The sequence below is a fragment of the Rhizobium ruizarguesonis genome (genome assembly GCF_012349115.1).
Taxonomy (GTDB): domain Bacteria; phylum Pseudomonadota; class Alphaproteobacteria; order Rhizobiales; family Rhizobiaceae; genus Rhizobium; species Rhizobium ruizarguesonis.
In genome coordinates this window covers 216,289-241,895 of record NZ_PQIG01000111.1, presented here as the reverse complement: position 1 = coordinate 241,895, position 25,607 = coordinate 216,289, and the positions used below count along the sequence as shown (strand labels likewise).

Here is a 25,607-nt window from a genome sequence, read left to right as displayed (position 1 = left end):
CTTTTTAACCCTCAAGGGTTGGCATGCCCTTCGCCGGCACCTATGTGAGTTCGACAGCCGACTGCCGCCGATCTATTTCGATCCTCCAATATGGTACAGAGAGGCGGTCATGGCTCCCAATTCGAAAGGATCCACATGACATTCTCCGGAGACCTTCTCATCGGCGGCTCAAACGTGCGTGGCGCGGCTGCGACCTTTTCCGCGATAAACCCTGCCAACGGCGGTGCAATGGACCCGACTTTCGCGGGCGCGACGAAGGCGCAGGTGGAGATGGCCACGGCTTTGGCGTGGGACGCGTTCCCGGTCTACAAGGAGACGACGCTCGAAGATCGGGCGCGCTTCCTGGAAACCATCGCTGAAGGCATCATCTCACTCGGCGACGACCTTATCCTGCGAGCGATGGACGAAACTGGCCTGCCGCGCACACGGATCGAAGGTGAACGCGCCAGAACTGCCGGACAGTTGCGCCTGTTCGCGAAAGAGGTCCGCGACGGCAAGTTTCAGGAGCTTCGCTTCGATCCGGCCGACGCTGACCGCAAGCCTGTTGCTAAACCGGACCTTCGACTGAGAAACATTGCTCTCGGTCCGGTCGCCGTATTCGGAGCATCGAACTTTCCTCTCGCATTCTCTGTCGCTGGCGGCGACACAGCCTCGGCCCTTGCCGCCGGCTGCCCTGTTGTCGTCAAAGCTCACTCTGCCCACCCCGGAACGTCCGCGCTCGTTGGCAAAGCAGTCGTGGATGCCGTCACGGCATGCGGTCTTCCACCTGGTACGTTTGCCCTTTTGTTCGATGCAGGATTCGAGGTGGGACAGACCCTCGTCGCCGATCCCCGGATCCGTGCCGTCGGATTCACCGGTTCGCGCCGCGGCGGTACCGCGTTGATGAAGATCGCCTCGGAGCGGAAGCAACCAATACCTGTCTACGCCGAGATGAGCAGCATCAATCCCGTCATTCTTTATCCGAGCGCGCTTCGTAATCGCGGATCCAAGATCGGAACATCGTTCGCATCCGCCCTAACACTGGGCGCGGGCCAGTTCTGCACCAATCCAGGCCTGATCATCGCCGTCGATGGTCCTGGACTCGATGCGTTCATCGAAAGTGCCGGTGCAGCAATTTCGGAAGCGCAGGCCCAGACCATGCTGACGGGCGGCATCTGCGAGGCCTACCGCAAGGGTGTGGCAAGGCTGTCGTCGTCATCGTCGGTCTGGCGGGTCGCTGCGGGGAAGAACGGAACTTCCTATCAGGCCGCGGCCGCGCTCTTCGAAACGACTGCCGCAGTATTCCTCGGAGATCCCGCGCTGCAGGAAGAAATCTTCGGCGCCTCGGGACTGATTGTTCGCTGTAAGGACGAAACGGAGCTACGTGAAGTCATCGAATCCTTGGAGGGTCAGTTGACGATCGCCCTGCACTTGGATGCCGAGGACATCGCGGCCGCCTCGACGATCATCCCGCAGTTGGAGCTTCTCGCGGGCCGACTTCTCGTCAACGGCTTCGGAACCGGGGTCGAGGTATCCCCGGCGATGGTCCATGGGGGACCGTATCCGGCCACGTCAGACGGTAGATCGACCTCAGTCGGGACACTGGCGATTTATCGATTCCTGCGGCCCGTTTCCTACCAGGACTTTCCGGCGGAGCTGCTTCCGGAGTCACTTAGACGGTCATAAGCGCACTCGGGCGGTGACGAAGATGCCGGGCAGGCGTGAACCGCCGCGTCGGCCCCTCAATCAGACGGGTACGCGGGAAGCGGCTTAGGAGCGGTGTTTTAGGCTTTCGACAAGAACGAATCTTTTGGACCTATCCATCCCAAGGCCGGTATCAAGGACTTGAAGATGCGATCTCTCGTGCTCCTCCAAGACGCCGATCCGCATCCCGATGGCGTGCAGCTCGCACCGGAATTCCGAGAGCTGAGGTCACCCATGTTACGACCTCCGCCACCTTCGGAAGGCGCGAAAGCAGACTTCGTCCGTGACACATTTGAGCATGATGCCAGCACCCCTGTCATCGTGGCGAGGACGACTGCTTGCCGTCCTTTTGAAATCCACGCGTTGAGGGCGATCTGCAATTTAAACTCAGGCAGGGAACGCTCCGGGCGTGGCATCCTGGGGAATCGCTGCGGGGCAATATCGGGGCGCCGGAATGTTCCGCGACAAGTTCGGTATCAACTTCTGCCTCGCCGCCTCATATGCGTTCCAGTCATCGGCGTCCGGAACGGATGGAAGCGTCACCAGCTCACCCATATCCAGGCCCGCGAGAGCGGCGTCCACCGCGTCGTCGGCCTTCATGACGATACTGTCTGGCAGGTGCTCGAGTGACCCCCCGGCGGATTCCCAGAAGGGCGTCTCGACGGCCCCTGGAAGGACTGCTTGAACGCGAACGTTCTTTTCGGCAAGTTCCTTGTGCAGCGAGAACGTCAACGCGAGAACGAATGCTTTCGTGGCGCCGTAGACGCCGTTGAGAATTTCGGGGGCGAGAGCAAGCGCCGAGGCGACGTTGATGATAGTACCTTGCTCCCGCGCCACGAACGAAGGAGCGGCGGCGTAGACCAGGCGGGTCAACGCCGTGACGTTGATCCTGATCATGCGCTCCATGTCCTCAACGTCAGACACAAGGAGTGGCTGTACCGCGCCAACGCCTGCGTTGTTGACGAGCATGTTGATCGATGGGTCGCTGCGAAGAAACCCCTCTATCTTGAGTAGGTCCTCTCTGGCGCCGAGATCGGCTCTCAGCGTCGTCGCGCGGCGCCCCGTCCCGCGAGTAACCTCTGCGGCCACGTTCGTAAGTCCATCCTGACTGCGCGCCACGAGCACGAGATCATAGCCTCGTCTGGCGAGCCTATCGGCATAGATCGCACCGATACCTGAAGATGCACCTGTAATCAGAGCTGTTCCTTTGGACGATTGCGTCATCTAGCGTCTCCGTGCTGAGCGTCCGCGGGCGTGCTGCCCATCCCGACTGTTGGCGTTTGTCGTCCTTAGGGATCGTTCGGATTCCGCCCGGAATCCATTGGACGAAGGTATCGGCGATACCTTGGAAGGGGTTTTCGTGAGCGATCGCAGACTGGAACCGACACCATCGGACAATGGACGCGACCGGTGCGCGAGATCATCGTAGCACCGTCTGCTAGCAGTCCGCAGGGACACACAGAGGGAGAAGGTGAATGACCGTCCAGGAGCGCAGCACTCTGTCTGCCACCGCCGTGAACGACATCGACATGAAGCTTGAGGTCGTTGTGATACCGGTATCCGACGTTGATCGCGCGAAGTCATTCTACACAGGCCTTGGCTGGAGACTTGACGCCGATGTTTCTGGCGCAGACGGCTTCAGGGTCGTCCAGGTAACGCCTCCAGGATCGTCCTGCTCGGTCATCTTCGGCAGGAACGTCACTGCGGCCGTCCCGGGATCAGCGCAAGGACTCCATCTCATCGTCTCGGACATCGAGATGGTCCATGCGGCACTCGCCGCTCGCGGCGCCGAAATGAGCGGGGTCTTCCATGACGCGGGTGGCGTGTTCCATCACAAAGGCACCGATGGGCGCGTCGCCGGCCCCCACCCCTCTCGCGCCAGCTATGGCTCGTTTGCCTCCTTCAGCGATCCTGACGGAAACGGATGGCTTTTACAGGAAGTGACCGCGAGACTTCCTGGCCGCATCGAAGCCACGGGTGCAGCCTTCAGCTCCGCCGCCGATCTTGCAAACGCGCTTCGTCGTGCCGCCGAAGCCCATGGCGAACATGAGAAACGCATGGGTGGGAAACACGACGATGAATGGCCGGACTGGTACGCCGAATATATGGTGAGCGAGCAGTTGGGCGGTCCTCTCCCGATTTGATTACCATTGTGCGTGGCGGCGCTGAATGAGGCCAAGCCGGGACGAGCGGCATCGCGGGCTCGCTCATTTTCCGCTGAAACCGACACCATTGCACAATAGTTGGATACCGCCAGGGTGATGCATAATGCGGTGACGACATCGTCCTCGCAAAAGCATGGAGCGACGGTCGGACGGCTACCGGCTACGACAAGCAAATTAGATGTTCCAGCTTATGAAGGGATATTGTGACGACGCAGAACCCGGACAATATCCATGCAGACAATCCTGCGCTGCCGCGGCATGCTTCAGCCCAGATCGCCGCCGCAGGCGGCGCAATATTTGGCTTTTCGTTAAGGGTCCAGAGAACGCAAGACAGCCACAGCGCGACGAAGGCGCATCGACAATGACGACCGAGCGCGCGCTGGTGTCTGTCGTTGATGATGAGTCGGTCAGAGAGTCTCTTCCCGACCTGATCCGGATATTCGGATGCGACGTCCGCGCATTCTCCTCTGCCGACAAGTTCTTGGATTCCGAATGGGTATCAAGAACGAACTGCCTGATACGCGACGTCGCTATGCCTGGCATGTCCGGTCCCGAACTTGAGGAAGAGTTGATCCGTCGCGGTGACCGAATTCCAGTCGTCTTCATCACAGCCCACAAGGACGAGAACGATCGAATTCCCCTCATGCAGAACTGCGCGGTTGCCTGCCTGTTCAAGCCGTTTAGCGATGTCGCCCTGCAGGAAACGCTGGATCGGGTTTTCGCCTAGGAGACTGTGAGCTCGCGTGCAATCTCAGCATAGTCTGGCCCCATCCGACACCATAGGACAATGTACGAGAGGTGGCGGAAACCATACAGTGCACGAAAAGGGTAGGTCAGCCCTTGAAAGGACATGCATGCAGACGGAACTCGGTCGGGTTCTCGACGCGCTGCCTGGGATGGTGTTCAGCGCTCTTCCGGACGGACGCATCGATTTTGTGAATAGGGACCTGGCCCATTTTTCCGGCGTCCCGATGGCCGAGACAAACGCGTGGGAATGGCCGGTGCACGGGGAACCTGCGGAGGCGTCGATGATCGTCGATAGGTTTCGATCGATGCTATCTCGGGACGAGCCATTCGAGATGGATATCCCAACCCTGCGGGCTGACGGCGAGCGCCGCCTTCTGAGGGTCCGGTGCAACCCCATGCTCAAAGACAGCAAGGTCCAGAAATGGTATGGTCTTGCCAACGAACGTGAGCTTGCAAGCACGGATAGTCGTACCGAGCACGAAACGGACTTTCAGCGCATCGTGGATAGCATTCCTGTTCCAGTCGCGGTCACCACACCGACTGGAGACGTTGAAGCATTGAACAATCCTGCTCTCGAATACTTCGGCATGACGCTGGAGGAACTGAAGAACTGGAAGGCGATCGAGGTCGTCCATCCCGAAGACCTGCAGCATACCATCGCCGATCAGCTCGAGGCCCACAGGACCGCGACCTTCTACAATGTCGAAAGCCGTCATCTCCGTTCGGACGGCGTCTATCGCTGGCACAATGTGCTTGGCTTGCCCTTCAAGGACCGGGACGGAAATATTCTACGTTGGTTTCATCTTCTCGTCGACATCGATGACCGCAAAAAGGCTGAATTGGCGCTTGCCATGCGCGAGCGCGAAGCGCAACTGGTATTGGAGAGCATCCCGGCCGGGATCGCCGTCCTGGCTCCAGATGGAAAGGTCGGGGCGATCAACGGACCGCTGTTGAGGTACTACGGACGCAAGCTCGAGGAGCTGCGCGATTGGGGCAACACGGATGTTGTGCATCCGGACGACATGCCCCGAATGATCGCAGCCGTGTCGGATGCCGTCGCATCCGGATCTCCGTATGATAGAGAGGTGCGTCTGCGGCGCGCCGACGGAACATATCGCTGGTTCCAGGTCACCGGACATCCCTTGAAGTCGGAGGATGGCAAGATCATCCGGTGGTACGCCCTTCACATGGACATCGACGATCGGAAGCAGGCAGAAGAAGCGCTGGCGGAACGTGAACGCGAATCGCGATTGGTCATCGACGGCATAGCGGGAATGATTGCGATCTTTTCTCCGGACGCCAAACTGATTGGCGGCAACCAGCAGATAATCGACTATTTCCAGCGCCCTATCGAGGAGCTCGACAACTGGGCGACGAATGGGATCACCCATCCCGACGATCTCCAGATCTGCATCGACAGTTTCATGGGAGCCATCGCGACCGGAGAACCCTATGACTACGAGACCCGCTTCCTCCGGCATGATGGAACATGGCGCTGGTTTCAGCTTCGCGGGTTGCCATTGCGAAACACGGACGGTCAGATCGTGCGTTGGTATGGCCTGCTGACGGATATAGACGATCGAAAACGTACCGAGGAAAATCTCCGCAGAAGCGAAGCTTTTCTGGCCGACGCCCAGCGGCTCAGCAAGACAGGAAGCTTCTCGCTCAAGCTTGGCACCGACGAGGTCACCTGGTCGGCGGAAACTTATCGCATCTTCGGTATCGATCCTTCCACGAGAGTGACGCTGCGCACGATTCTGTCGCGCCTAGATCACGACAGCTTTGCAAGGGTGCAGCGCGTCCTCGAACGCGCGCGCGAAGGAAGTGGTGACTTCGACTACGACATCACGCTGGTTATGCCCGACAAGTCGATGAAGCACGTTCGCGTCCTGGCTCACAGCGAGCGAAACAAGGACGGCGAGCAGGAACTGACTGGCGCAGTGCAGGACGTAACTGAAAGCCGGCGGGCAGAAGAGACACTCAACCAGGTTCGGTCCGAGCTCGCCTATGTCACGCGCGTTACAAGCCTTGGCGTGCTGACGGCGTCGATCGCCCACGAGGTCAATCAGCCTCTTGCCGGGATCGTCACCAATGCGAACACGTGTCTTCGCGTCCTGGCTACGGAACCGCCCAACATGGAGGTCGCGAAAGACACGGCTCGCCGTATGATCCGCGATGCCAACCGGGCCGCGGACGTGATCGTCAGGCTGCGGGCGCTGTTCAGCAGAAAACCTCCGATCATCGAGCCGATCGACATGAACGAGATCGCAAGCGAAGTGGTCGCCTTGGCATTGAGCGACCTCCAGCGGGCGCGCGTGTCAGTCGCGACAGAATTCGGCCATAACCTGCCACCCGTCGCAGGTGCCCGTGTCCAGCTCCAGCAGGTGATCATGAACCTGCTCCGAAACGCCATCGAGGCTCTGGCTGGGATCAACGACAGGCCGAAGCAAATCATAATCAAAACCCAAGCAGATCCGACAGGTGAGGTCCAGCTTTCAGTGAGTGACGACGGAGTCGGATTCGCCTCGCAGGAGATGGGACGGATCTTCGACGCTTTCTATACCACCAAACCCGATGGCATGGGCATCGGACTATCTGTCAGTCGATCCATAGTCGAAAACCACAATGGACGGCTGTGGGCGAAAGCGAACAATAGCCATGGCGCAACAGTTGCGTTTGCCATTCCGACATATGACGTTGCCGGAGAACCTTGCGACGTTGAAGTTAGAGACAGGCCCCACTCGCCCTTCGGGACAGTTCGATGAGAAAGCGATCAAAGTTCGTATCGGTGATCGATGACGACGAGTCTGTACGAGAAGCTCTACCAGACCTGCTCCGATCGTTCGGTCTGTCGGTGGAAGCATTTCCATCCGCGGAGGCCTTCCTCGGATCGCAGGCACTGGAGACCAGTGACGGCATCATCCTGGACGTGGCAATGCCGGGCATGACCGGTCCCGAATTGCAGCGCGAGCTTAGACGTAGAAATCTACGCTTTCCGATCATTTTTGTGACCGCATTCGCTGACGAGATGGTGCGCGCGCGCCTGATAAGCGACGGAGCGGTGGGGTGCCTGTTCAAACCGTTCAGTGATGACGAGCTGCAGAATGCGCTCCGCCTCGCTTCCCTCGTGACCTGACGGTCCCCTCGCAGTCTCGGTCATGGAGAGTAGTGTCACACAATTCCGGCATTATGGCGCAAGTGCCGGGCGTTTGCTCCATAATGCCGGACACGCTGCCAATCCTGGTTTGGAACATTAAGGCAGACGGTTATGTCGAGTTCCGACGAAGGCGCATCTCGAAATCCGCGGAACCACCCCTGGCGACCGCATCGTGCCAACTATCGCGGACCCACTCTATGTCATCTGGATGAATTGTCGCCGTCCAGCCGCGTTCCCGAAGCTCTTTTGCCCTGTTGCTCAGACTAACCCAGGCAGGATGTCGAAAGGTTTCCAGAGGTCTGCTTCCATACCTCACTTTCCCACAGTCAAGGCGCGGTCATTTTTTGAGTACTCGAAGCAATCTCGTCATCCGAGATGTTGTACCTTCGTAAAGGTCTCAGGTGCTTTGTTACATTGCGAGGCCTGCAGAGGCGCAACGAAGAACATCGTACATACTAAAGTGTCGGCGATACCATGGTGCAATAGTCCCCACGCCTGTTCAGTGTGACCTTCCTCCTATCAACCCTAGCAAACACGCAGGAGGATGCCATGCCCCGTATACAGCCCGAAGTCACACGTCGAACAGTTCTCGCCGTCGCCGCAGCCGCAGGCGCGATGGGTATGCTCCCAGGAACACTCGCCGCTTCGACCACAACCCCCGACATCACACCGTTCAAGTTTTCGGCCACCGACGAGCAGCTTAAGGATCTTCGACGTCGTGTTGCAGCGACCCGCTGGCCGGACCGCGAGACGGTGACGGATGATACGCAGGGTGTGCGGCTTGATACGATCCAGAAAGTCGCCAAGCACTGGAAGGGCCATGACTGGCGCATGGTCGAGACCCGGCTCAATTCCTTCCCGCAGTTCATGACCGAGATCGACGGTCTCGACATTCATTTCATCCATGTGCGCTCCAAGCACGAGAAGGCGCTGCCCATCATCATCACCCATGGCTGGCCGGGCTCGATCATCGAGCAGATGAAGATCATCAAGCCACTCACCGATCCGACCGCCTTCGGCGGCACGGAAGCCGATGCCTTCCACGTCGTCATCCCCTCGCTGCCGGGCTATGGCTTCTCGGGCAAGCCAAAGCAGCCCGGCTGGAATCCGCCACGCATCGCCAAGGCCTGGGCCGTGCTGATGCAGCGTCTTGGTTACACGAAATACGTGGCCCAGGGCGGCGACTGGGGCAATGCAGTTTCCGAACTGATGGCGGTGCAGGAGCCTCCGGGCTTGCTCGGCATCCACACCAATATGGCAGCGACCGTGCCCGCTGATGTCGCCAAGGCGCTTTCGGCCGGCAGCCCGGCCACTGCAGATCTTTCGGCCGATGAAAAGCGCGCCTACGAGCAGCTCGACGATTTCTACAAGAACGGCCTCGGCTATGCGATCGAGATGAACAACCGGCCGCAGACGCTTTACGGCATCGTCGACTCGCCGATCGGCCTCGCCTCTTGGATGCTCGACCATGACATCCGCAGCTACCGGATGATTGCCCGTTCCTTCGACGGCGAGAAGGAGGGCCTCACGCCTGACGATATCCTCGACAATGTCACGCTCTACTGGCTGACGAACACGGCGATCTCCTCGGCACGGCTCTACTGGGACAATGCGCATTTCCCCTCGGGCGGTTTCTTCGATCCGCGCGGCATCAAGATCCCGGTGGCCGTCAGCGCCTTCCCGGATGAGATTTACCAGGCGCCGCAGAGCTGGGCGGAAAAGGCCTATCCGAAGCTCATCCACTACAACAGGCCGGAAAAGGGCGGGCATTTCGCCGCCTGGGAACAGCCGGAGCTGTTTACGGCTGAGCTTCGCGACTCGTTCAGGCCGCTGCGCAACCAAATCTAAGAACCTGGATTAGAAGTTTGAGTTGGGCTCAAAAATTGAGGAGTCTCGAGGCCAAGCATGTCAGTGCCCGCAGTGGGTGCGAGCACCGCCAGCTACCCCGTTATTGAAAGTTGCAGGAGCAGGAAACCACAGATCGAGGAAGTAGCTTTTTGAGCGCCTAGTGGAAATTCCTTGCCTTCACCTTGAGCGTGTCAATGTGGAGATCCCTGACGAAGATATCGCGCGGCCGCGGGACTGGCTTCGGCCCGTCTCGTGAATCCGAGCTTCCAGGGGATCCATGCGCGAACTCGTCACCCCTGCCCGTCGGCAGCTTGAAGTCGATGTCGCGGTCGGCCAGTCCGGAGAGATCGCCGGACAGGTCGAAGACCTGCTGGGCGACGAGATGGACGACATCGCCTTCCCGCTGGATCCTGCCGTTGATCGCCATCATTGACGATCCCAGCACAACCCGCCGGCGTTTCTCGAACAGGCTCGGCCAGACGACGATGTTTGCAGGCCCGGTCTCGTCCTCGATGGTCACGAACATGACCCCCTTTGCCGACCCTGGCATCTGCCTCACCAGGACAAATCCCGCCGCCATCAGCCAGCGGCCGTCCCGCGCGTTCATCGCGTCCGCGCAGGTCACGATGTTCCGCTTCTGCAGATCCTTGCGCAGGAACGCGATCGGATGCTCCCGGAGTGTCAGCGCGGTATGGCTGTAGTCCGCGACCACGTTGTGGCCTTCAGTCATTTGCCGGAGCACTACCTCAGGTTCCTGCTGTTCGGCGATCGTCTTCATCTCTCGTTCGGCAGCCGCCGCAAACAGAGGTAGCGGCTCGTCACGCAGCGCCTTGATCGCCCACAGGGCATCACGCCGTTCAAGCTTCAGGGATGGCCGGAAGGCATCGGCCTCGGCGAGCTGAACAAGAGCTTCGGCCGGAACACCAGAACGGCGCCACATGTCGTCGACACTGTCGAACCCGACCTGCATGCGAGCGGCGAGGATCCGGGCAGCATCGGCGGCCGCCAGTCCCTTGACCATCCGCATGCCAAGACGTACGGCATGTCGGTCGCTGTTGCCGACGAGTTCCAGCGTGCAATCCCAGCGAGATCGGTTCACACAGACGGGTAGAACTTGCACGCCGTGGTTCTTGGCACATCCGACGATCTGCGCCGGGGCATAGAATCCCATGGGCTGCGAGTTGAGGAGTGCCGCACAGAATGCATCCGGATAATGGCACTTCACGAAGCTGGAGGCGTAGGCGATGAGAGCGAACGAGGCCGCATGGCTTTCGGGGAAACCATAGGATCCGAATCCCTCGAGCTGTGAGAAGGTCTTCTCTGCGAACTCTGCGGTGTAGCCATTCTTGACCATCCCGGATACCAGCTTGTCCTTGAACCTCGATACGCCGCCCGTGAACTTGAAGGTTGCCATGCTCTTCCGGAGCTGGTCGGCCTCCCCGCCCGTGAACCCGGCGCAGACCATAGCGACGCGCATCGCGCTTTCTTGGAAGAGTGGCACTCCGAGGGTCTTCCCGAGAACGGCCTCCAGCTCCGGTGTCGGGTATTCGATCTTTTCCTTGCCTTCACGGCGGCGAAGATATGGGTGGACCATATCGCCTTGGATCGGCCCCGGCCTGACAATCGCGACCTGAACCACGAGATCGTAAAAGGTCTGCGGTCGAAGCCTCGGGAGCATCGACATCTGCGCGCGGGATTCAATCTGGAACGTACCCAAGGTGTCAGCCTTCCGGATCATCGCGTAGGTCGCTGAATCTTCCTGTTCGATCTTCGCGAGATCGAGATCTTCGTGCTTGTGCTCGCGGATGAGGTTGAATGCTTTGGACATGCAGGTGAGCATGCCCAAGGCCAATACATCGACCTTCATGAACTTCAGCGCCTCGACGTCGTCCTTATCCCATTCGATGATCTGCCGATCTTTCATGCTGGCAGGTTCGATTGGCACGAGATCGTCCAATCTGTCGTGGGTAAGGACGAAGCCGCCAGGATGCTGGCCCAGGTGACGCGGTGCGCCCATGAGCTGCTGAGCCAGCTTCAGCGTAAGTACGAGACGGCGGTCTTCAGGGTTGAGGTTCAGCTCGCGGACGTTCCGATCCGAAACCTCATCCGACCATGCCCACATTCCCGACGACAGGGCCTTGATCACGTCCTCGGGCAGTCCGAGCGCCTTGCCGACATCGCGGATTGCGCCCTTCGCCCGATACCGGGTGACTGTCGCGCAGAGAGCGGCCTTCTCGCGGGTGTAGGTCTTGTAGATCCACTGGATCACTTCCTCACGACGCTCATGTTCGAAGTCCACGTCGATATCCGGCGGCTCATCACGCTCCTGAGAAACGAAGCGCTCGAAGAGTAGATCGTTCGTTGACGGATCGATGCTCGTGATGCCCAGGACATAGCAGACGGCGCTGTTGGCGGCCGATCCCCTGCCCTGACACAGGATTCCTTGGGACCGTGCGAACTTGACGATATTGAAAACAGTCAAAAAGTACGGCGCGTACTTCATCTTCTGTATGAGATCCAGCTCGCGACGGATCGTCTTCAGGACATCGCGCGGCAGACCTTCCGGGTACCGATGCGGAACGCACTCCCACACATAGTGCTCCAAGGACTCCTGCGCCGACTTGCCCGGGACGATCGCCTCTTCTGGATACTGATAGGTCAGCTCTTCCAAGGAAAACTTGCAGCGATCGACGATCTCCATCGTGCGCCTGAGCGCTTCCGGATAGCGCGGGAACAGACGCTCCATCTCCTCGGGAGGCTTGAGATGCCGATCGGCATGGCGCTCGCGCTCGAAACCAACGGCATCGATGGTCGTGTTGTGCCGGATGCACGTGACAATATCCTGAAGCTGCCGCCTGCCTGGCTCATGGAAGAGTACGTCATTGGTCACGACGGTCTTCACCCTGAACTTCGTCGCCATGTTCGAAAGCTCATGGAGCCGCAACTGATCGTTAGGGCGCCGTCGGAGACAGAGCGAGAGATATGCTCTGTCTCCGAAGATCTCCCCCATCTTCCGGAGCTGGACCGCACATGTGTCGTCGGGCAGATCCGGAACGAGAATGCCGATCATATCGTCGGAATATGCGACGACATCGTCCCAGTGCAGGATGCAGTTGTTCTTCCCTCCACGGGACTTCCCAAGCGTGATCAGGCGGGTCAGCCGGGAATACGCGGCGCGGTCGGTGGGATAGACCAGTATCGACATCCCGTCCTGCAGGTCGAGCCGACAGCCGACGACTAGCCGGATCCCGGTCGACCGCGAGGCCTCCAGTGCGCGGACTATCCCCGCAAGCGAATTCCGGTCAACGACACCCACGGCATCAATTCCCAGTATCTTCGCAGTCTCGAACAGCTCCTGTGCCGAACTCGCGCCGCGAAGGAAGCTGAAGTGGGTGGTTACCTGAATCTCCGCGTATCTCATGCGAAGATCCCGTGCACGAACCACTTGTGACTACCCGTCTCCGTGTCCACGCCGTCGCCGGATCGATAGACCCAGAGCCGTTCGCCCGCATCGTCTTCGACAACGAAATAATCGCGGACCGCGGCCATCTCGGAGTTGCGTTCCCACCATTCGCCGAAGATCCGCTCTGGACCGTCGGCGTTCTTCACCTTCCGACGCTTGCCCCGCCACATGATCCAGGCTGGCGGATGGTCTGGCAGCAGCGCCATCACATCGACCTGCTCAGGCCGCGCAAGCAGGCGGACGGGCCGACGCCAGTGATTGACCCAGGCAGCCTCTATCGGATCGGATGCGGCACCGATCCTCCGGACGGAACGCTCGGGAACGTCGGAAGCACCGGGGGCGACGCGATAGACGCGTTGGCCACGGTTGCCGTAGATGTCGATTAGCGGCGTGAGGTCCACGACCTCGTCTTCGACCAGGGACGACGACTTCTGGGCTTCCTCCAGCGGCTCCGCCATGACCGCCGCTAGCGTCATCTTCTCGATACCGAAGCCGGGTTCGATCTTCTCGGTTCTGTCTTTGAATAGCTTCGTCAGCCAGGCGACATCGCGCGCGGGTTTGGCGGTCCCGGCGCGGATGGCTTGCCGGGTGCCGTCTACCGTCTCGACAATAAGGTCGGCGCGACGGACGCCGAGACCCCTTCTCTGTAGCTCATCGACAAGCTGGACGACCAGCCGAGCTACATACTTGTTGATGGTCTCCGCTGCGCCGATGGGTTCAGCGAACGCCCTGCTGACTTCGACAAGCTCGGCTGTTCGGATGGGATCGATCGGCTCCGGTGTGCGGCCGAACATCTGGTCGAGGCGGCGGCCGACTTCCGGCCCGAAGCGGAGCGTGAGCGGTGCGCGAGGAGTATTCGCGAGCTCGCCGATTGTCTTGAAGCCGAGCGTCCGCAGGTCGCCGACGATCTTCTCAGGGAGCCGTAGAAGAGAGATCGGCAGCTTCTCGACCGCCCGAACGGTCTCGCCCCTCGGTACAATGACGGACTCGCGGCTGATGGCTCTAGCGCATGCGTTTGCGGCGCCCCAAGTGTCGGCGATGGCGACCCGTGTTGTCAGGCCCTTGGCGCGGAAGCGGTTGGCGATACTCGTCAACATGCGCTCCTCGCCGCCCTGCAGATGGTCGGCGCCTTCCGTATCCATGACGATGCCGTCCGGCGCGTCGATGGCGACGATCGGGGAATACTGGCTCAGCGCCCACAGGGTAATGCGCTCGAGCGCCACTGCATCGGCGACGGGATCAGCGTCGATCATCCGGAGACCCTGGAAGAGCGCCTGCGCCTTGGCGGCCGGCATGCCCACGTGGACTCCAGCCTTCCTGGCTGCAGGATCGGCGGCAGACACCCAGCGCTTGGAGCCGCTCTTCGAAATGACGGCGATCGCCTGGTCAACGGGAATAGCGGGATCGGCCCGCCTGATCCTGTCCGTCGGCAGATCGGGAAAAAATATCGATACGACCCTCGGCATCGCAGGCTCCTACTTCGAACTCGGCGCACTCACCCGCTTTCACCCTCATCAGTTCAAGAAACCACCTCGCCCGCCCGACGCCCGGAACCGGCAGCTCCTCGCTTGGAATGACGCTCACCCTCCAGCGCGTGGTCGCGGCAGTCGGCTGCCCGAAGTCGCTGGCCTCGGTCTGCCGTCGCCACCGCCGCACCGCGAGCGCCATCGTGCCGGTCTTCTCGGCAGCAAGCTGCAGCCGCCGGGACGCCGCCATCGGCAACCGGACGATCTCGCCGATCACCGCACCGAGACCGCCATACGAGAGGCCCTCCTCCATGTTGGCAAGGACGTCCTCCTCCTTGTCGGACTCGACGAAGACGACCCGGTTCGGATGCAGGCCCGCCTGCGCCAGGGCCGGGAAGAACAGGTCGGGACGTGTCAGGCACCAGACGATCTTGCCTTTGGTTCGAGCGGCTATCCCCGCCACGAACAGGGCGGCCGCCGCCCCATCGACGGTGCCCGCCCCGCCGCCAGCACACTCGTGCAGCGCCCCGTAGGCCAGTCCACCGCCCGGAAGCCGTTCGTCGATCTGCGCCACGCCGAAAGGTAAAACCCCTCGGTTGCGCCGACTGGGGCTTTCCAGGTGCGCGATCTCCTCTCGCAGGCCGTCGAGGACGGCGTTTGGGGCGACGGCTGGGTTCATGATCTCCTTCGACGGCAACCCGTTTTCAGCTTGAGTAACAGCAATATGTTCTGTATTTGTTCCCATAGCGCAAATGAGTCAATGCACATGTAACCCGCTGAAGTTGAGCACGAATGCAAGGCAAATAAATCGCCAGCGGATTCAATCGGATGACGAGGAAGGAATATTTTCGCATGCGCCGAACGCGGCTTGTGGACGATGCGGCCCCGAGACTGAAAGATCACAAGGTCCCGGTGGTCGAACTCATCTGCCGTGTCTGCGACCGCCATTGCGCGCATGAGCGCAGGCTGTTGGTGAAAGCTTTTGGCGCAAGCGTCAGCTTCGCGGAAATCCGCCGACGCATGGCTATGGGCTGCGAACGCATGCAGACGCCTGAGGGTGACAAGTGCGGGGCACATTTCCCATGTTTGGGTAATGATCTCCCTGATGGAAGCTAGATGATGACAGGCGAAGAAAGCCGAGAGCGGCCGCGCAAGATCGTGCATGTCGACATGGATGCCTTCTACGCATCGGTCGAGCAGCGTGACAATCCGGAGCTGCGTGGCATGCCGGTTGCCGTCGGCAGTCCTGCTGCCCGAGGGGTGGTGGCGGCCGCCAGCTACGAAGCCAGAAAGTTCGGCGTTCATTCCGCCATGCCTTCGGTGACTGCGCAGCGGAAATGCCCGGACCTCATCTTCGTCAAGCCGCGCTTTGATGTTTACAAAGCCGTGTCGTTGCAGATCCGGGCGATCTTCGCCGAATACACGCCGATGATCGAGCCGTTGTCGCTCGACGAGGCCTATCTCGACGTCACCGAAAACCTGAAGGGCATGGAGATTGCGACCGAGATCGCCGAAGAGATCCGCGCGAGGATCAAGGCGGCGACGGGGCTCAATGCGTCAGCCGGAATTTCTTACAACAAGTTTCTGGCCAAGTTGGCAAGCGACCTCAACAAGCCGAACGGCCAGGCTGTCATCACGCCGAAGAACGGCCCCGCCTTCGTCGAGCAACTCCCCGTCAAGAAATTCCACGGTGTAGGGCCGGCAACCGCCGAAAAGATGCATCGGCTGGGCATCGAGATGGGCGCCGACCTCAAGCAGCAATCGCTCGAGTTTCTGGTTCAGCATTTCGGGAAGTCGGGACCGTATTTCTTTGGGATTGCTCGCGGTATCGACAATCGTCCGGTCAAGCCGGATCGGGTGCGGAAATCCGTCGGAGCGGAAGACACGTTTTCGCAGGACATCCATTCCTACGAATCGGCGCGCGAAGGGCTTCAGCCACTAATCGAGAAAGTCTGGGGATACTGCGAGGCCAATGAGATCGGCGCCAAGACGGTGACGCTCAAGGTCAAATATGCCGACTTCAGCCAAATCACCCGCAGCAAGACCGCTCCGGGACCCCTGTCGGCGATCACTGATCTCGAGGAGTTGGTCGACCTACTTCTCATGCCGCTCTTCCCGCCGCAAAAAGGGATCCGTCTGCTTGGCGTTTCGCTGTCTTCGCTGGAACGGCGAAGGGCCGAAACTACGCCGCAGTTGCGGCTGGCGCTTTAGCCGCCGAGGAATGGCTGGAAGGGATCCCGACGGGACAGTGTGAGAAACGAACACTCCAGCTTTATGGAAGCCATCGAACCAAAGTTCCCCATCGCCTGGTAAGGCACATATCCTCACGGTATTGCGGGCATAGACAGTAGCGTCGAACGTGTCGGGCTTCTGTCATTGTGGCTGCTCTATCATTGGTTTCGACGTGCGAAGTGATTACCTCCGGTGTTCCCCTCTCAAGGCGCTTAGGGCTTCCTAAGTGGAACGTAGACGATCTTGCCATTTTGCTGAAGAAACGCCCCCACCTGCACGTCACTCTTAAGGACTTCCCCCTCCACCGTGACCCTGTGTTGCAGCATCTGGATCACATTCCCTGAAGGCGTTTGGCGCAACTTAAGTTCCGCGGTCGAACCATCGATCTGCTTGCTGTTTGTTCGCGAAGACGATGCCTGCAGTATGGAGCTTCCGGCCCCTGCCAGACCAGCGCCGATCGCAAATACATCTGCATCGCGATTTGCCTCCTTGGCCTTTTCCAACTCGCGTCGCAGTTCGCTGTCGATCTCCTCAAGTTTCTTTAGTGCTTGAACACGATCACCGCGCAGCCTTGCCGCAGCTTCCTTAGCCTCCTTGGTCGCCGCGGTTCGTTCGGCGGCTTCAATCATTGTTGAAAGCGAATGACGGTAGGCCGCGGCACTCACCTGCATCGATAAACCCTCATTCAGTACGATGTCGCGCGCGGAACGATGGAGGCGTTCGTTCGATATCTCGGCGATCGTCACGCTCCCTTGTGAACCCTTCGTAATCCAAAAGTTGCGCTGCCCCCCGCGCACATATTCTTGCTTTTCTGACGGCGCCTGTTTGACCGATTTGCTGGTGGCGGTATTTTTGAGCGATATCGCCAACACGTCGACGGGGTTTTGACCAGCACCAATTAGCAGCAAACGTTCCCCAAGGAGGCGAACCGTGAGGTTCGGTGGCCCATCAGTCTGGAATTTGTCCTTGACGTACTCTGCCTCAAAGAGAATTCCTTCGGCACCCGTATCCTCCAGCATTTTCAGCGCATCAACACCCGCCGCCCGAATAGCCTGCTCTGTGGTTGCGTCCAGCCGGTAGTTGTTGATTAAATAGGTTATGACAGAAGCGCCTAGATTTGCGGCGTCTGCCAAAGTCATGGCGCTATTCAATTTCTCACCAGCGCCCTCACCCCGCGGCACCATTTGCGAAACAGGGGGTACCTCTATGGCTTCGGGCGAACTGCTCGTTGTCGTAGACAACAAGCCGAACGCAAATATCGCGCTCTGCACTAGGAACTTCATTTGAACGACCCTCTCACCTGATCAAGCGATTGGATTGTCGCGTCTACGGCAGACAACGCTTGGCGCGCGTACTCGACTTTTGCACTTTCGAGGTTGAGTTCATCAATGAAGTTGGCTACGGGTTGATAGTGCTCTCCGAGCTTCCGAAAAATCTTCGACTCCTTCAGAAGTTCTTTATATTTTCTCTCATCTGCTCTAGTAATACTGGTTAGCGCACTGACTTTGTTTGCTACAATGTTGAGGTTTTGCTGCTCGCAATCCTGCCTTGGAGCATCAGCTTGAGGTTCTTCCGGGTTATCCAGGTCGGGGCGTGTCCACGGATCGTCCTTTTTGACTCGGTATTGATAGACGGACTTGGCGATAGAAAACACTGTGAAATTCAAATCGGACCCGGCTTCGCTCGGGTCGATCTTAAGCTTTTCAAGCTCGGTTTTGACCTCCGGCAATTCGTGCGCCCTCGTCGTCTCCAACTCCAGCACGTCGTAGAGGCGATGAAAGTCAAAGCGTATTGTTCTACAAAACTTCGGAAACTGCCCGCACATAGGACTGCCGGGCTTATCCTGGGGGGGTCTAAATGTATGGAACTGCGCGCAGTTTGTTAGTTTTCCGCTCGCCTGCAAGTCAGTCCACAGTGGATTGAGCTTAAGCTTATCGAATGTAGTTTGGCGACGAGCTTGGTGAGTATCGAGATATAATTGGGTCGATCCTGGAGACAAGCTTTTGACAGCCGCGAAATATTCATCGTAGGCAGAAATTATCGCATTAATTGTAGTGCTGTCATAAACGGGCGCTGCGAGGTTGCTTAGGTTCATCAGACTAATTTCTACCAAGGCGGCGGAGGCCATAACAATTGCCGTGCTGGGTTCCAGAGAGGACTCAGTCTGTAGAAGAATTTGACGGTTTCTCTGCAGTTCTTGTAAGATGTCATTAAGGCGCTCGCGCCGGTTAGAGGCAGCAAACCACAATTCGTCGCTGTCGTATTTATCCCGTGTCGATATTTGTTCAAAGTATAGGCCAATTTCTGCTTTCACCCGCGCTTGCGCGTCTAGTAGAGAGCGTTTCGCTAATCCTTCTTCGAAAATCGCCGGGAGCTTAGCAAGTTCATCGAGTACTGCCGCCACGGCCAGTTGCAGAGATGCTAGTTGGAGCGTCGCAACGCGTAGTTCTTGTCGGATGGCAGCCAGCATGTAGGCTTCGACGTTCCGCCTATTGTGACTCGCAATCATTCCGGCAACGTAAGACCCCACTGCAAGCGCGACAGCGGCCCACGGAAACGCGTGCGCTTTGGTCGACATGGAGATGGGAAGCATTGAGCCGAGGCCGACTGCTGTCAGTTGCTTGAGGAAATCTCGTCTCGTGCTGCGCATTGCTCCACCAACGGTGATCCAGAGCAAGCAAGAAAGGCTCTCGGCTACGCTGTCACCTAGTCACGATAAGGTCAAGCGCCTTGGGCTGCTCGGAGCAGTCCCAGCGGCGGTGACGCTGGTTCGAATTTTGTCCGGTGAAATGGCGCGCCGGACGAGATTCGAACCTACTATCTGTTTCGAACGCAAACGCATGTCTGCTTTCCTGGCTTCGCTCTCGGGAAGCGGTCGAGCCGTTCACGGCCCCAAATCGGTCGCTCCAGGATGCCGGGCCAACGACTGCTACTGGCGCGCAGCGGCCCTTGTAGGTTGGCGGGATTCATCGGCGAATCTCGCACATCAGCAGGCCGCCCGCCGCTTTAGGCGCGCTGCCCTCGCCTCACATGGAAATTCGAACGACCCACGCCAAACCCCGGCACGCGCTGCCTGGGCTATTGCCTGATCGCCCCGGAACACACCCTTCGAGTATCGGAGCCAGTCGATCGCCCAGCCCTGCCTGACCAGCCAGGAATTCACGCTCTGCCCATCTGCCCTGAAGCAATCGGCAACAACTCGCCGATATCTGTCCTTGCCGTGGCCCACGCAGCGGATCGGGCGCGATTTCGAAAGGAACTCGTCGAGTGCGAACGCGGCATCCTTGCCGCAACGGTACGGCCTCCCCGCAGCGTCGTGACATGCTTGCCAGCTTTCCGGAGCATCGATCCCATTCAGGCGGATCCGCTGCCCGGCGATCTCAATTGTGTCGCCGTCGATGACCGACGCTCGACCCACAAACTGGTCTGCTCCGGCAGATACGGATGAGGGAAGCAGCCCGGCCAAGAGCAGCAGAAACAGCAGGATTCGCTTGCGCATAGACTTCATGAATATTCAGATAAAACAGCAGGTTGGAGACAACGGAATCACTCTCTTGTCAAAATTGTTGACATCACCATTTATCAGAACATAATAAGAACATCCAGGTGACAAAAGTCGCCAATCTGAAAAAATAAAGGTGGAGAACGACGATGCAGAAGCATTCGAACGGTGGCGGAGCTGTGCTCATTGGTGTGCCCGTAGCTCCGATGACCGAGCTTTACTGGGGGCCGCTCGCCCCGTTTAAGATAGTCGGGGCCCACGACGAGATGGTGAAGGCGATCCAGGGTAGACCCGACATCCAGCTTATGACGGCAAATGTTCACAACAAGCACTCGGGCGCTCCGTCGGGCAGGTTCGATATTGCAATCGATGTTCGCTCGGGTGACGGATGCGGAATGTACCGCTCCCTCATGATGGTGAAATCGACTGGCGAAATGCATGACCTCGCTACGCCGCCCCTTTGGTACCAGTTTAAAGATCCTCAGGATGTGATCGCGAAGGTCTATAAATTCCTCACAGGCATGCAGTTCTTCGAGAACCTCGACGCCTTCGCCGATCACGCGATCAATCTCAATGAGGCAGAGGCAAGCGGACAGATCCATTGACTGCCTTCCAGCGTCAACCCGACCTGGGTTGACAAACGTCACCGACGGCAAGGATCCTGGCGCTCGCAACTGACGTGCCGGAGGAGGTTCGGGCGAGATGTGCAACTTGTACCGCATGGATGACAAGGACTGGATTCGGAAGTGGGCGATCGATGCCGAGAGCATGATCAACTTGATGCCCAGTTATCAAATGAATCCTGACCAGATGGGGCCGATCGTCCGCAACACTGCCGACGGCCGCAAGCAGCTCGTCCATGCCCGCTGGGGTCTGCCATCTCCGACGCGCGTCCAAGAGGAAGCTGCCGAAGGCCGTGCCGCGAAACTCGCGGCCAAGGGGAAGTCTTTCGATATGGACGAACTCCTGCGGATGGAGCCTGATCGCGGCGTGACGAATGTCCGGAAGCTCAATCTCAAGCATTGGAGGCAATGGTTTGGCGTCGAGCATAGATGCATCGTTCCGGTGACAACTTTCGCTGAACCCGATCCCGACAGTCAGGAGCCCGGAGGGAAAGTCCCGAATGCCTGGTTCGGGCGAGACGAAAGCAAAGAACTTATGTTCTTCGCAGGGATCCACGTGCCGCAGTGGACAAGCGTACGGAAGGTGAAAGACGGGCTGACGACAGACGACCTATACGGTTTCCTGACGACGAACCCGAACGACATCGTGAAGCCCATTCACTGGAAGGCGATGCCCGTCCTGCTGCTGACGAAGGAGGAAAAGGATGTCTGGATGCGTGCGCCCTGGGAAGAAGCCCAGCATCTCGCGCGCCCGGCGCCGAACGACGCGATCATGATCACGTCACGCGAAGTGTACGGATCCAGCATCGTGTCGAAGGAGGGAGAACACGCGCAGGCAAGTTTGCTTTAGTCAGCACTTTAAAAATTGTCGATATTCAACGATAGAACCTGTTCGGTCGTTATTTGTTGAGGGGTGGGTCGACACCGAAACAGACGAAGAGGCTGCACCGCAAGAATCTATAACTGCTCGTTCTCTGTCGAGATCAACTTTGCCGCGCAAACATGCCGCACGCACCTTGAGCACGAGCGCAACGAAAGGCAGTCTATTTCAGGATTTACTTCAAAAGCGAAAGCAAAGCTGTTTTCGCCGTCCAAACACTTGGCAATTCAGTCATTTTCGAATCCTTCATACAACAACCTAGTCTTTGGCCGAAACCTCATTGCAAAGCTACTTGGTACTCCTCACCGTCATACACCTTCTTGAGGAGCGCGACTCCTTCGTGGGACCATTTGCGGGTCATGCTAGACGCCTTGTTCCCGGTCTTGATCTTGCAGTGGTATCGATTGTCCGAGGAGCGGAGATCGACACCCTTCTCGTCCTTGATCCGGTTCAGGAGGTGGTTCGCAGCCTGCCAGTTCGGCAACCCGATCCGTTGAGACAACTGCGTCAGTGTATAGGGGTGGGACTGATTCGGGTTGTCGATAACCGTGATGCCCAGGAGCTTTGGAAGATAGTCCTTCTCGCCGGCGACACGCTCAAGAACATCGTAGTCGACCTGCACGGACCCTGACGGTATGTCGTGCCGAATGAGCTTCATCGTACGAGCTGCGAGAGCGCGGACGAGCTTCGGATTAATCGACGTCAACGCCGACTGGCTCTTCAGCGCCTTGAAGATCCAATCGAAGTCGTTCGTGTGGATCGCTCGGATCCGGAACTCACGACCTTCGACTGCGAAGATCGACTGATCCGGCGGATGCTTTTCGACAGCGTCCGGCCTCCAGATGATCTGGTAGACGTTCGGAATGAGGCCACTCTCGTCCGCGACGAGCTCGCCGATGTCGCGAAGGATCGCCTTCACGTTCGGATCGTTCAGGCCATAGCCCACGATGAACACCGGATGCTCGGCGAAGTACGTCAGCAATTTCGCTGACACGTACTTCTTCTTTTCTGTCCACTCGTCGTAGTCGCGCTTTGTGAGAACGATCGATTTGGGATCGGACACGTCTCCATGGATGTGGAAGATCTCGCCGAAGCTGTTGGTGTTGTATCTGAGGATGGTCTGGCCGCTGATCGGCTCGTAACCGTCGAATATCTGCTCGAGAAAGAGATCGTAGTTGGTGGTGATGATAGCGTGCGGCTTGATGTCTGCCAGCGCCTCCAGTTCCTTCTGGAGCGCAGCGTCCTCGATTCCAGCTATAGGCGGCGTGATTTCAGCTATGTGCTGGCATGCCAGATGTTTCAGGAACGAGTCCTTGCCGACCTTCGAATTAAAGAACTCTTCCGGGAACTCGCCGCGCGCATCCTTCCATGCCCATTCGAAGACCATGTCCGCGAGAACAGATCCGATCGCGACCGGATCGTCGTCGTGCTTCTGCCGGAGGTACTCGTATGTATCGGGACCGTTCGGAATTCTCTGGAATATTGCCTTCAGAAGCTCATGCCAGTTAGGGGCACCGAAGTATCTCCTGGACAGCCCGCTGCCGACAAACAGGATTGGCTGGCACTCGAACTCCAGCAGCAGATCGCGCACGGCGGCATCGGCCTTCTGCCTGTATGACAATTCCTGCTCCACGACTCACCTCCTGCCCAGGATATGGATTCGATATGAGCCGCGGCCGGAGTCAAGTAGTTGTCAACTGGAATTTATGCGCGCCCTCGTTGCGAAGGATCTGTTGCCGGAGTATCCACAGGTGGAGACGCAGCCCCTAGGATTCGCGCGATGTCGTGGAGTGATACACTCAATCAGAAAGCGGCTTACTGGAGACATTCCGCAGCCCGCTACAAGGCCAACATCGACCAGACGGGAGCGTTGCCCCGGAGCGACTGGTGGCGCTACGAATACTGCCAGACACCGTACCTCATGCTCGCGAGCGAAGAGTATCTGGCCCAGCGATGGTTGGATCAATACCACACCAACGTCCGCCTCACATCAGCGGGACAGATCGCGCCGCGTGAGGACTTCGCGGATGAGAAGGGGATGTTCGGCCCCCTGTTCAGCCACCTGACAATGGAGTTCGGCACACGGGGTGGCGTCCCTGCCAAGCTTATCTCGGATGGCAACGCGATGATGAACAGGTATTTTGCGAAAGGCAAACCCACAGGTGTACGTCTCTTCCAGGGTTATCCCGAGACTCTCGACGGCGTGATCGTGAAGTTCGGACAGCGAGAGCACATCAAGAAGATGCTCAATAATGGCGAAGTGCGGGTCACGCCGTCGACCTTCTATTCCCAGGCAAGTTTGTCGAAGGCGATGCATGATCTGGAGAGCGAACGACAGTTCCACCACCCAGCCTTCGACGCTGTCAGAGCTGGCAGGACACGCGCCAAGACGAAGAGCGGCTTCGAGGGAGCCATCGAGGACGGCTTTATCAAGGAAACGGTGCGTTGCCCGGATTACGTCCTCTGGTGCGCTTGCCGTGACATCGACCGTCGCATGCCGGATGACTTCAACGCCGACGCGGCGCTCATTATCCGGAAGCCGGCTGTCTTCGCATCACGGTTCGAGAGTGGATTGAAGAAGCTGTGGCCTGGGGTCAAGATCAAGGTCGGACCCGTTAGCTACTACGACCCGTGCTCGTTCGTTCACAGGAACGAGAGACCAGTGCACCTCAAGCATTTCCAGTTCGCCTACCAGCGGGAGTGGCGGCTGTGCGCCTTCCCCACCGCCAGCCAGATGCCTGCGGCAGCATTTAACATCGAACTGGGGGCGCTGTCGGACATCGCCGAGATGGTGGCGTTGCCTGCGTGATGCTTCAGGCGGGTGGGTTCCGAAGGAGCGGCTGGCTGATAGCGGAATGCCCGATACAATGCTTAAACAGGTAGCATTTTGGGTCCGGAGCGATATAGCATCGCCGCAGGATTGGAGAAGAATTGCGTGAACACTAAGAAATCGATTCGTGAGGAATTCACCGAGAACGACGATCTCGCCGGAGAATTTCAAGTCGCCCTTGCTGAGGCCCTCAGCCGTACATATGTCGGAAAGCGAATGGAAGAAATTCGATGTCCGCTTCGGTCTCAATGGACGCATTACAGACCACTCACGCTTCCTCAGAAGCCTGCAATGGGACGATCCGGATCACGAAGGCTGCGTTCTTGATCTCGTGCGCGAGCTTTTCCATTTGAAGCCGGCCGCAATCATCGACCTCGTCGAACGCACCAACATACAGATGCGCCTCCGTAAAAACCACCGGGACCTCATGGACGTGTGGGATGGAAGCGCTGACCCTATGGTCGTAGCGCTGTCACACGGCCTAGAGGAGGTGGCCGACTCCAGCGCATACATCGATGTCAAACCATACGCTGCAAGGATTCAAGCCTCACTCCCTGGAGACCCGCATCAAGCCATTGGAACGACCAAGGATCTTCTCGAAGCTACGATGCGAACAATCCTCAAGCGCAGAGGGCATGCGAACGTGGAAAAGCTCGATTTTCCCGCTCTTTGCACGCAATGCCTCCTTGGTTTGATCGGCACGACAGCGCCAACGACAGCGGGTGAGGAACATCTCCGCAAGATCGCCAGTAGCGCGAAGGTCATGATCGAAACCGCTAATGAGCTGCGCAACCTGGCGGGAACAGGTCATGGACGCGTTGTCGGTGAGGAGGTCGAAATTCGTGCATCGGATGCCAGCCTCGTGGCCTCAAACGGACTCGTCCTAGCAGCGTGGCTCATCCGAACTGCTCAAGACGCTGAGTCGGGATGCGGCGGGTGATCGATGTGGGACAAGGTTCCCGTGTCTGATTGATGACGTTCGATAGTGGGCGGAGGTTTCCCTGGACAAGG

The 25,607-nt window shown here is 58.6% G+C and carries 21 protein-coding genes; 12 read left to right on the top strand and 9 right to left on the bottom strand.

The window, feature by feature from the left end; all coding sequences use genetic code 11:
* The first annotated feature begins 135 nt into the window (after positions 1 to 135).
* Positions 136 to 1,665 carry an aldehyde dehydrogenase (NADP(+)) gene (locus C3Y91_RS30880; RefSeq protein ID WP_131720420.1) on the top strand — a complete coding sequence of 510 codons (1,530 nt, stop codon included), beginning with the start codon at positions 136 to 138 and terminating at the stop codon, positions 1,663 to 1,665.
* A 405-nt stretch (positions 1,666 to 2,070) separates the two neighbouring features.
* Here C3Y91_RS30880 and C3Y91_RS30875 read toward each other — a convergent pair whose 3' ends face one another.
* Positions 2,071 to 2,907, bottom strand: coding sequence for an SDR family NAD(P)-dependent oxidoreductase (locus C3Y91_RS30875; protein WP_168576188.1), 837 nt, complete (start codon positions 2,905 to 2,907; stop codon positions 2,071 to 2,073).
* Between the two features lie 251 nt (positions 2,908 to 3,158).
* Here C3Y91_RS30875 and C3Y91_RS30870 point away from each other — a divergent pair, with 251 nt between their 5' ends.
* The 4 genes from C3Y91_RS30870 to C3Y91_RS30855 all read left to right on the top strand — a co-directional run bounded on the left by C3Y91_RS30870 (position 3,159) and on the right by C3Y91_RS30855 (position 7,731).
* A complete protein-coding gene (locus C3Y91_RS30870) occupies positions 3,159 to 3,827 on the top strand; it encodes a VOC family protein (RefSeq protein WP_168576187.1) in 669 nt (222 codons plus the stop codon).
* Positions 3,828 to 4,209: 382 nt separating this feature from the next.
* The gene (locus C3Y91_RS30865; RefSeq protein ID WP_168576186.1) at positions 4,210 to 4,575 is read left to right on the top strand and encodes a response regulator; all 366 of its coding nucleotides are present in this window, start codon (positions 4,210 to 4,212) and stop codon (positions 4,573 to 4,575) included.
* 127 nt (positions 4,576 to 4,702) lie between these two features.
* Entirely contained in the window at positions 4,703 to 7,360 is a 2,658-nt protein-coding gene (locus C3Y91_RS30860; RefSeq protein WP_168576185.1) for a PAS domain-containing sensor histidine kinase, read from the top strand.
* Positions 7,357 to 7,731 (top strand): response regulator, encoded by a 375-nt coding sequence (locus C3Y91_RS30855; RefSeq protein WP_168278198.1) that lies wholly within the window; start codon positions 7,357 to 7,359, stop codon positions 7,729 to 7,731. Before C3Y91_RS30860 ends, C3Y91_RS30855 begins: the two co-directional genes overlap by 4 nt.
* Positions 7,732 to 7,861: 130 nt before the next feature.
* Here C3Y91_RS30855 and C3Y91_RS38800 read toward each other — a convergent pair whose 3' ends face one another.
* Positions 7,862 to 8,068 carry a PAS domain-containing protein gene (locus tag C3Y91_RS38800; protein WP_131720415.1) on the bottom strand — a complete coding sequence of 69 codons (207 nt, stop codon included), beginning with the start codon at positions 8,066 to 8,068 and terminating at the stop codon, positions 7,862 to 7,864.
* Between the two features lie 233 nt (positions 8,069 to 8,301).
* Here C3Y91_RS38800 and C3Y91_RS30845 point away from each other — a divergent pair, with 233 nt between their 5' ends.
* Positions 8,302 to 9,600, top strand: a complete 1,299-nt coding sequence (locus C3Y91_RS30845) for an epoxide hydrolase family protein (protein ID WP_131720414.1) — start codon at positions 8,302 to 8,304, stop codon at positions 9,598 to 9,600.
* A 157-nt stretch (positions 9,601 to 9,757) separates the two neighbouring features.
* On the opposite strand, the gene C3Y91_RS30840 is transcribed toward C3Y91_RS30845, so the two are convergent.
* The 3 genes from C3Y91_RS30840 to C3Y91_RS30830 are packed head-to-tail and all read right to left on the bottom strand — an operon-like array spanning position 9,758 to position 15,208.
* Positions 9,758 to 13,021: an error-prone DNA polymerase gene (locus C3Y91_RS30840; RefSeq protein WP_168576184.1), complete on the bottom strand. Its 3,264-nt coding sequence runs from the start codon at positions 13,019 to 13,021 to the stop codon at positions 9,758 to 9,760.
* A complete protein-coding gene (locus C3Y91_RS30835; protein WP_168576183.1) occupies positions 13,018 to 14,529 on the bottom strand; it encodes a Y-family DNA polymerase in 1,512 nt (503 codons plus the stop codon). The genes C3Y91_RS30840 and C3Y91_RS30835 overlap by 4 nt, the downstream gene beginning before the upstream one ends.
* Positions 14,450 to 15,208, bottom strand: coding sequence for an ImuA family protein (locus tag C3Y91_RS30830; protein WP_168576182.1), 759 nt, complete (start codon positions 15,206 to 15,208; stop codon positions 14,450 to 14,452). The genes C3Y91_RS30835 and C3Y91_RS30830 overlap by 80 nt, the downstream gene beginning before the upstream one ends.
* Before the next feature lie 173 nt (positions 15,209 to 15,381).
* Here C3Y91_RS30830 and C3Y91_RS38230 point away from each other — a divergent pair, with 173 nt between their 5' ends.
* Both C3Y91_RS38230 and dinB read left to right on the top strand, forming a co-directional pair.
* A complete protein-coding gene (locus tag C3Y91_RS38230; RefSeq protein ID WP_246780244.1) occupies positions 15,382 to 15,645 on the top strand; it encodes a hypothetical protein in 264 nt (87 codons plus the stop codon).
* Between the two features lie 3 nt (positions 15,646 to 15,648).
* Positions 15,649 to 16,740: a DNA polymerase IV gene (dinB, locus tag C3Y91_RS30825; protein ID WP_168576198.1), complete on the top strand. Its 1,092-nt coding sequence runs from the start codon at positions 15,649 to 15,651 to the stop codon at positions 16,738 to 16,740.
* Between the two features lie 233 nt (positions 16,741 to 16,973).
* Here the strand turns inward: dinB and C3Y91_RS30820 are convergent, their stop codons facing one another.
* The 3 genes from C3Y91_RS30820 to C3Y91_RS30810 all read right to left on the bottom strand — a co-directional run bounded on the left by C3Y91_RS30820 (position 16,974) and on the right by C3Y91_RS30810 (position 20,260).
* Positions 16,974 to 18,044: a hypothetical protein gene (locus tag C3Y91_RS30820; protein ID WP_168576181.1), complete on the bottom strand. Its 1,071-nt coding sequence runs from the start codon at positions 18,042 to 18,044 to the stop codon at positions 16,974 to 16,976.
* Complete coding sequence (locus C3Y91_RS30815; RefSeq protein ID WP_168576180.1) at positions 18,041 to 19,438, bottom strand: hypothetical protein; 1,398 nt, start codon at positions 19,436 to 19,438, stop codon at positions 18,041 to 18,043. Before C3Y91_RS30815 ends, C3Y91_RS30820 begins: the two co-directional genes overlap by 4 nt.
* A gap of 309 nt (positions 19,439 to 19,747) precedes the next feature.
* Positions 19,748 to 20,260, bottom strand: a complete 513-nt coding sequence (locus C3Y91_RS30810) for a thermonuclease family protein (protein ID WP_168576197.1) — start codon at positions 20,258 to 20,260, stop codon at positions 19,748 to 19,750.
* A gap of 152 nt (positions 20,261 to 20,412) precedes the next feature.
* Here C3Y91_RS30810 and C3Y91_RS30805 point away from each other — a divergent pair, with 152 nt between their 5' ends.
* Both C3Y91_RS30805 and C3Y91_RS30800 read left to right on the top strand, forming a co-directional pair.
* Complete coding sequence (locus C3Y91_RS30805; protein WP_168576179.1) at positions 20,413 to 20,868, top strand: hypothetical protein; 456 nt, start codon at positions 20,413 to 20,415, stop codon at positions 20,866 to 20,868.
* 97 nt (positions 20,869 to 20,965) lie between these two features.
* Complete coding sequence (locus C3Y91_RS30800) at positions 20,966 to 21,736, top strand: SOS response-associated peptidase family protein (protein WP_168576178.1); 771 nt, start codon at positions 20,966 to 20,968, stop codon at positions 21,734 to 21,736.
* A 307-nt stretch (positions 21,737 to 22,043) separates the two neighbouring features.
* Here the strand turns inward: C3Y91_RS30800 and C3Y91_RS30795 are convergent, their stop codons facing one another.
* On the bottom strand, positions 22,044 to 23,399 hold the full coding sequence (locus tag C3Y91_RS30795; protein ID WP_168576177.1) for an SIR2 family protein: 1,356 nt from the start codon (positions 23,397 to 23,399) through the stop codon (positions 22,044 to 22,046).
* Between the two features lie 147 nt (positions 23,400 to 23,546).
* Here C3Y91_RS30795 and C3Y91_RS30790 point away from each other — a divergent pair, with 147 nt between their 5' ends.
* Positions 23,547 to 24,575 (top strand): hypothetical protein, encoded by a 1,029-nt coding sequence (locus C3Y91_RS30790; RefSeq protein ID WP_168576176.1) that lies wholly within the window; start codon positions 23,547 to 23,549, stop codon positions 24,573 to 24,575.
* Positions 24,576 to 24,798: 223 nt separating this feature from the next.
* Positions 24,799 to 25,536, top strand: a complete 738-nt coding sequence (locus tag C3Y91_RS30785) for an abortive infection family protein (protein WP_168576175.1) — start codon at positions 24,799 to 24,801, stop codon at positions 25,534 to 25,536.
* The last annotated feature ends 71 nt before the right edge of the window (positions 25,537 to 25,607 follow it).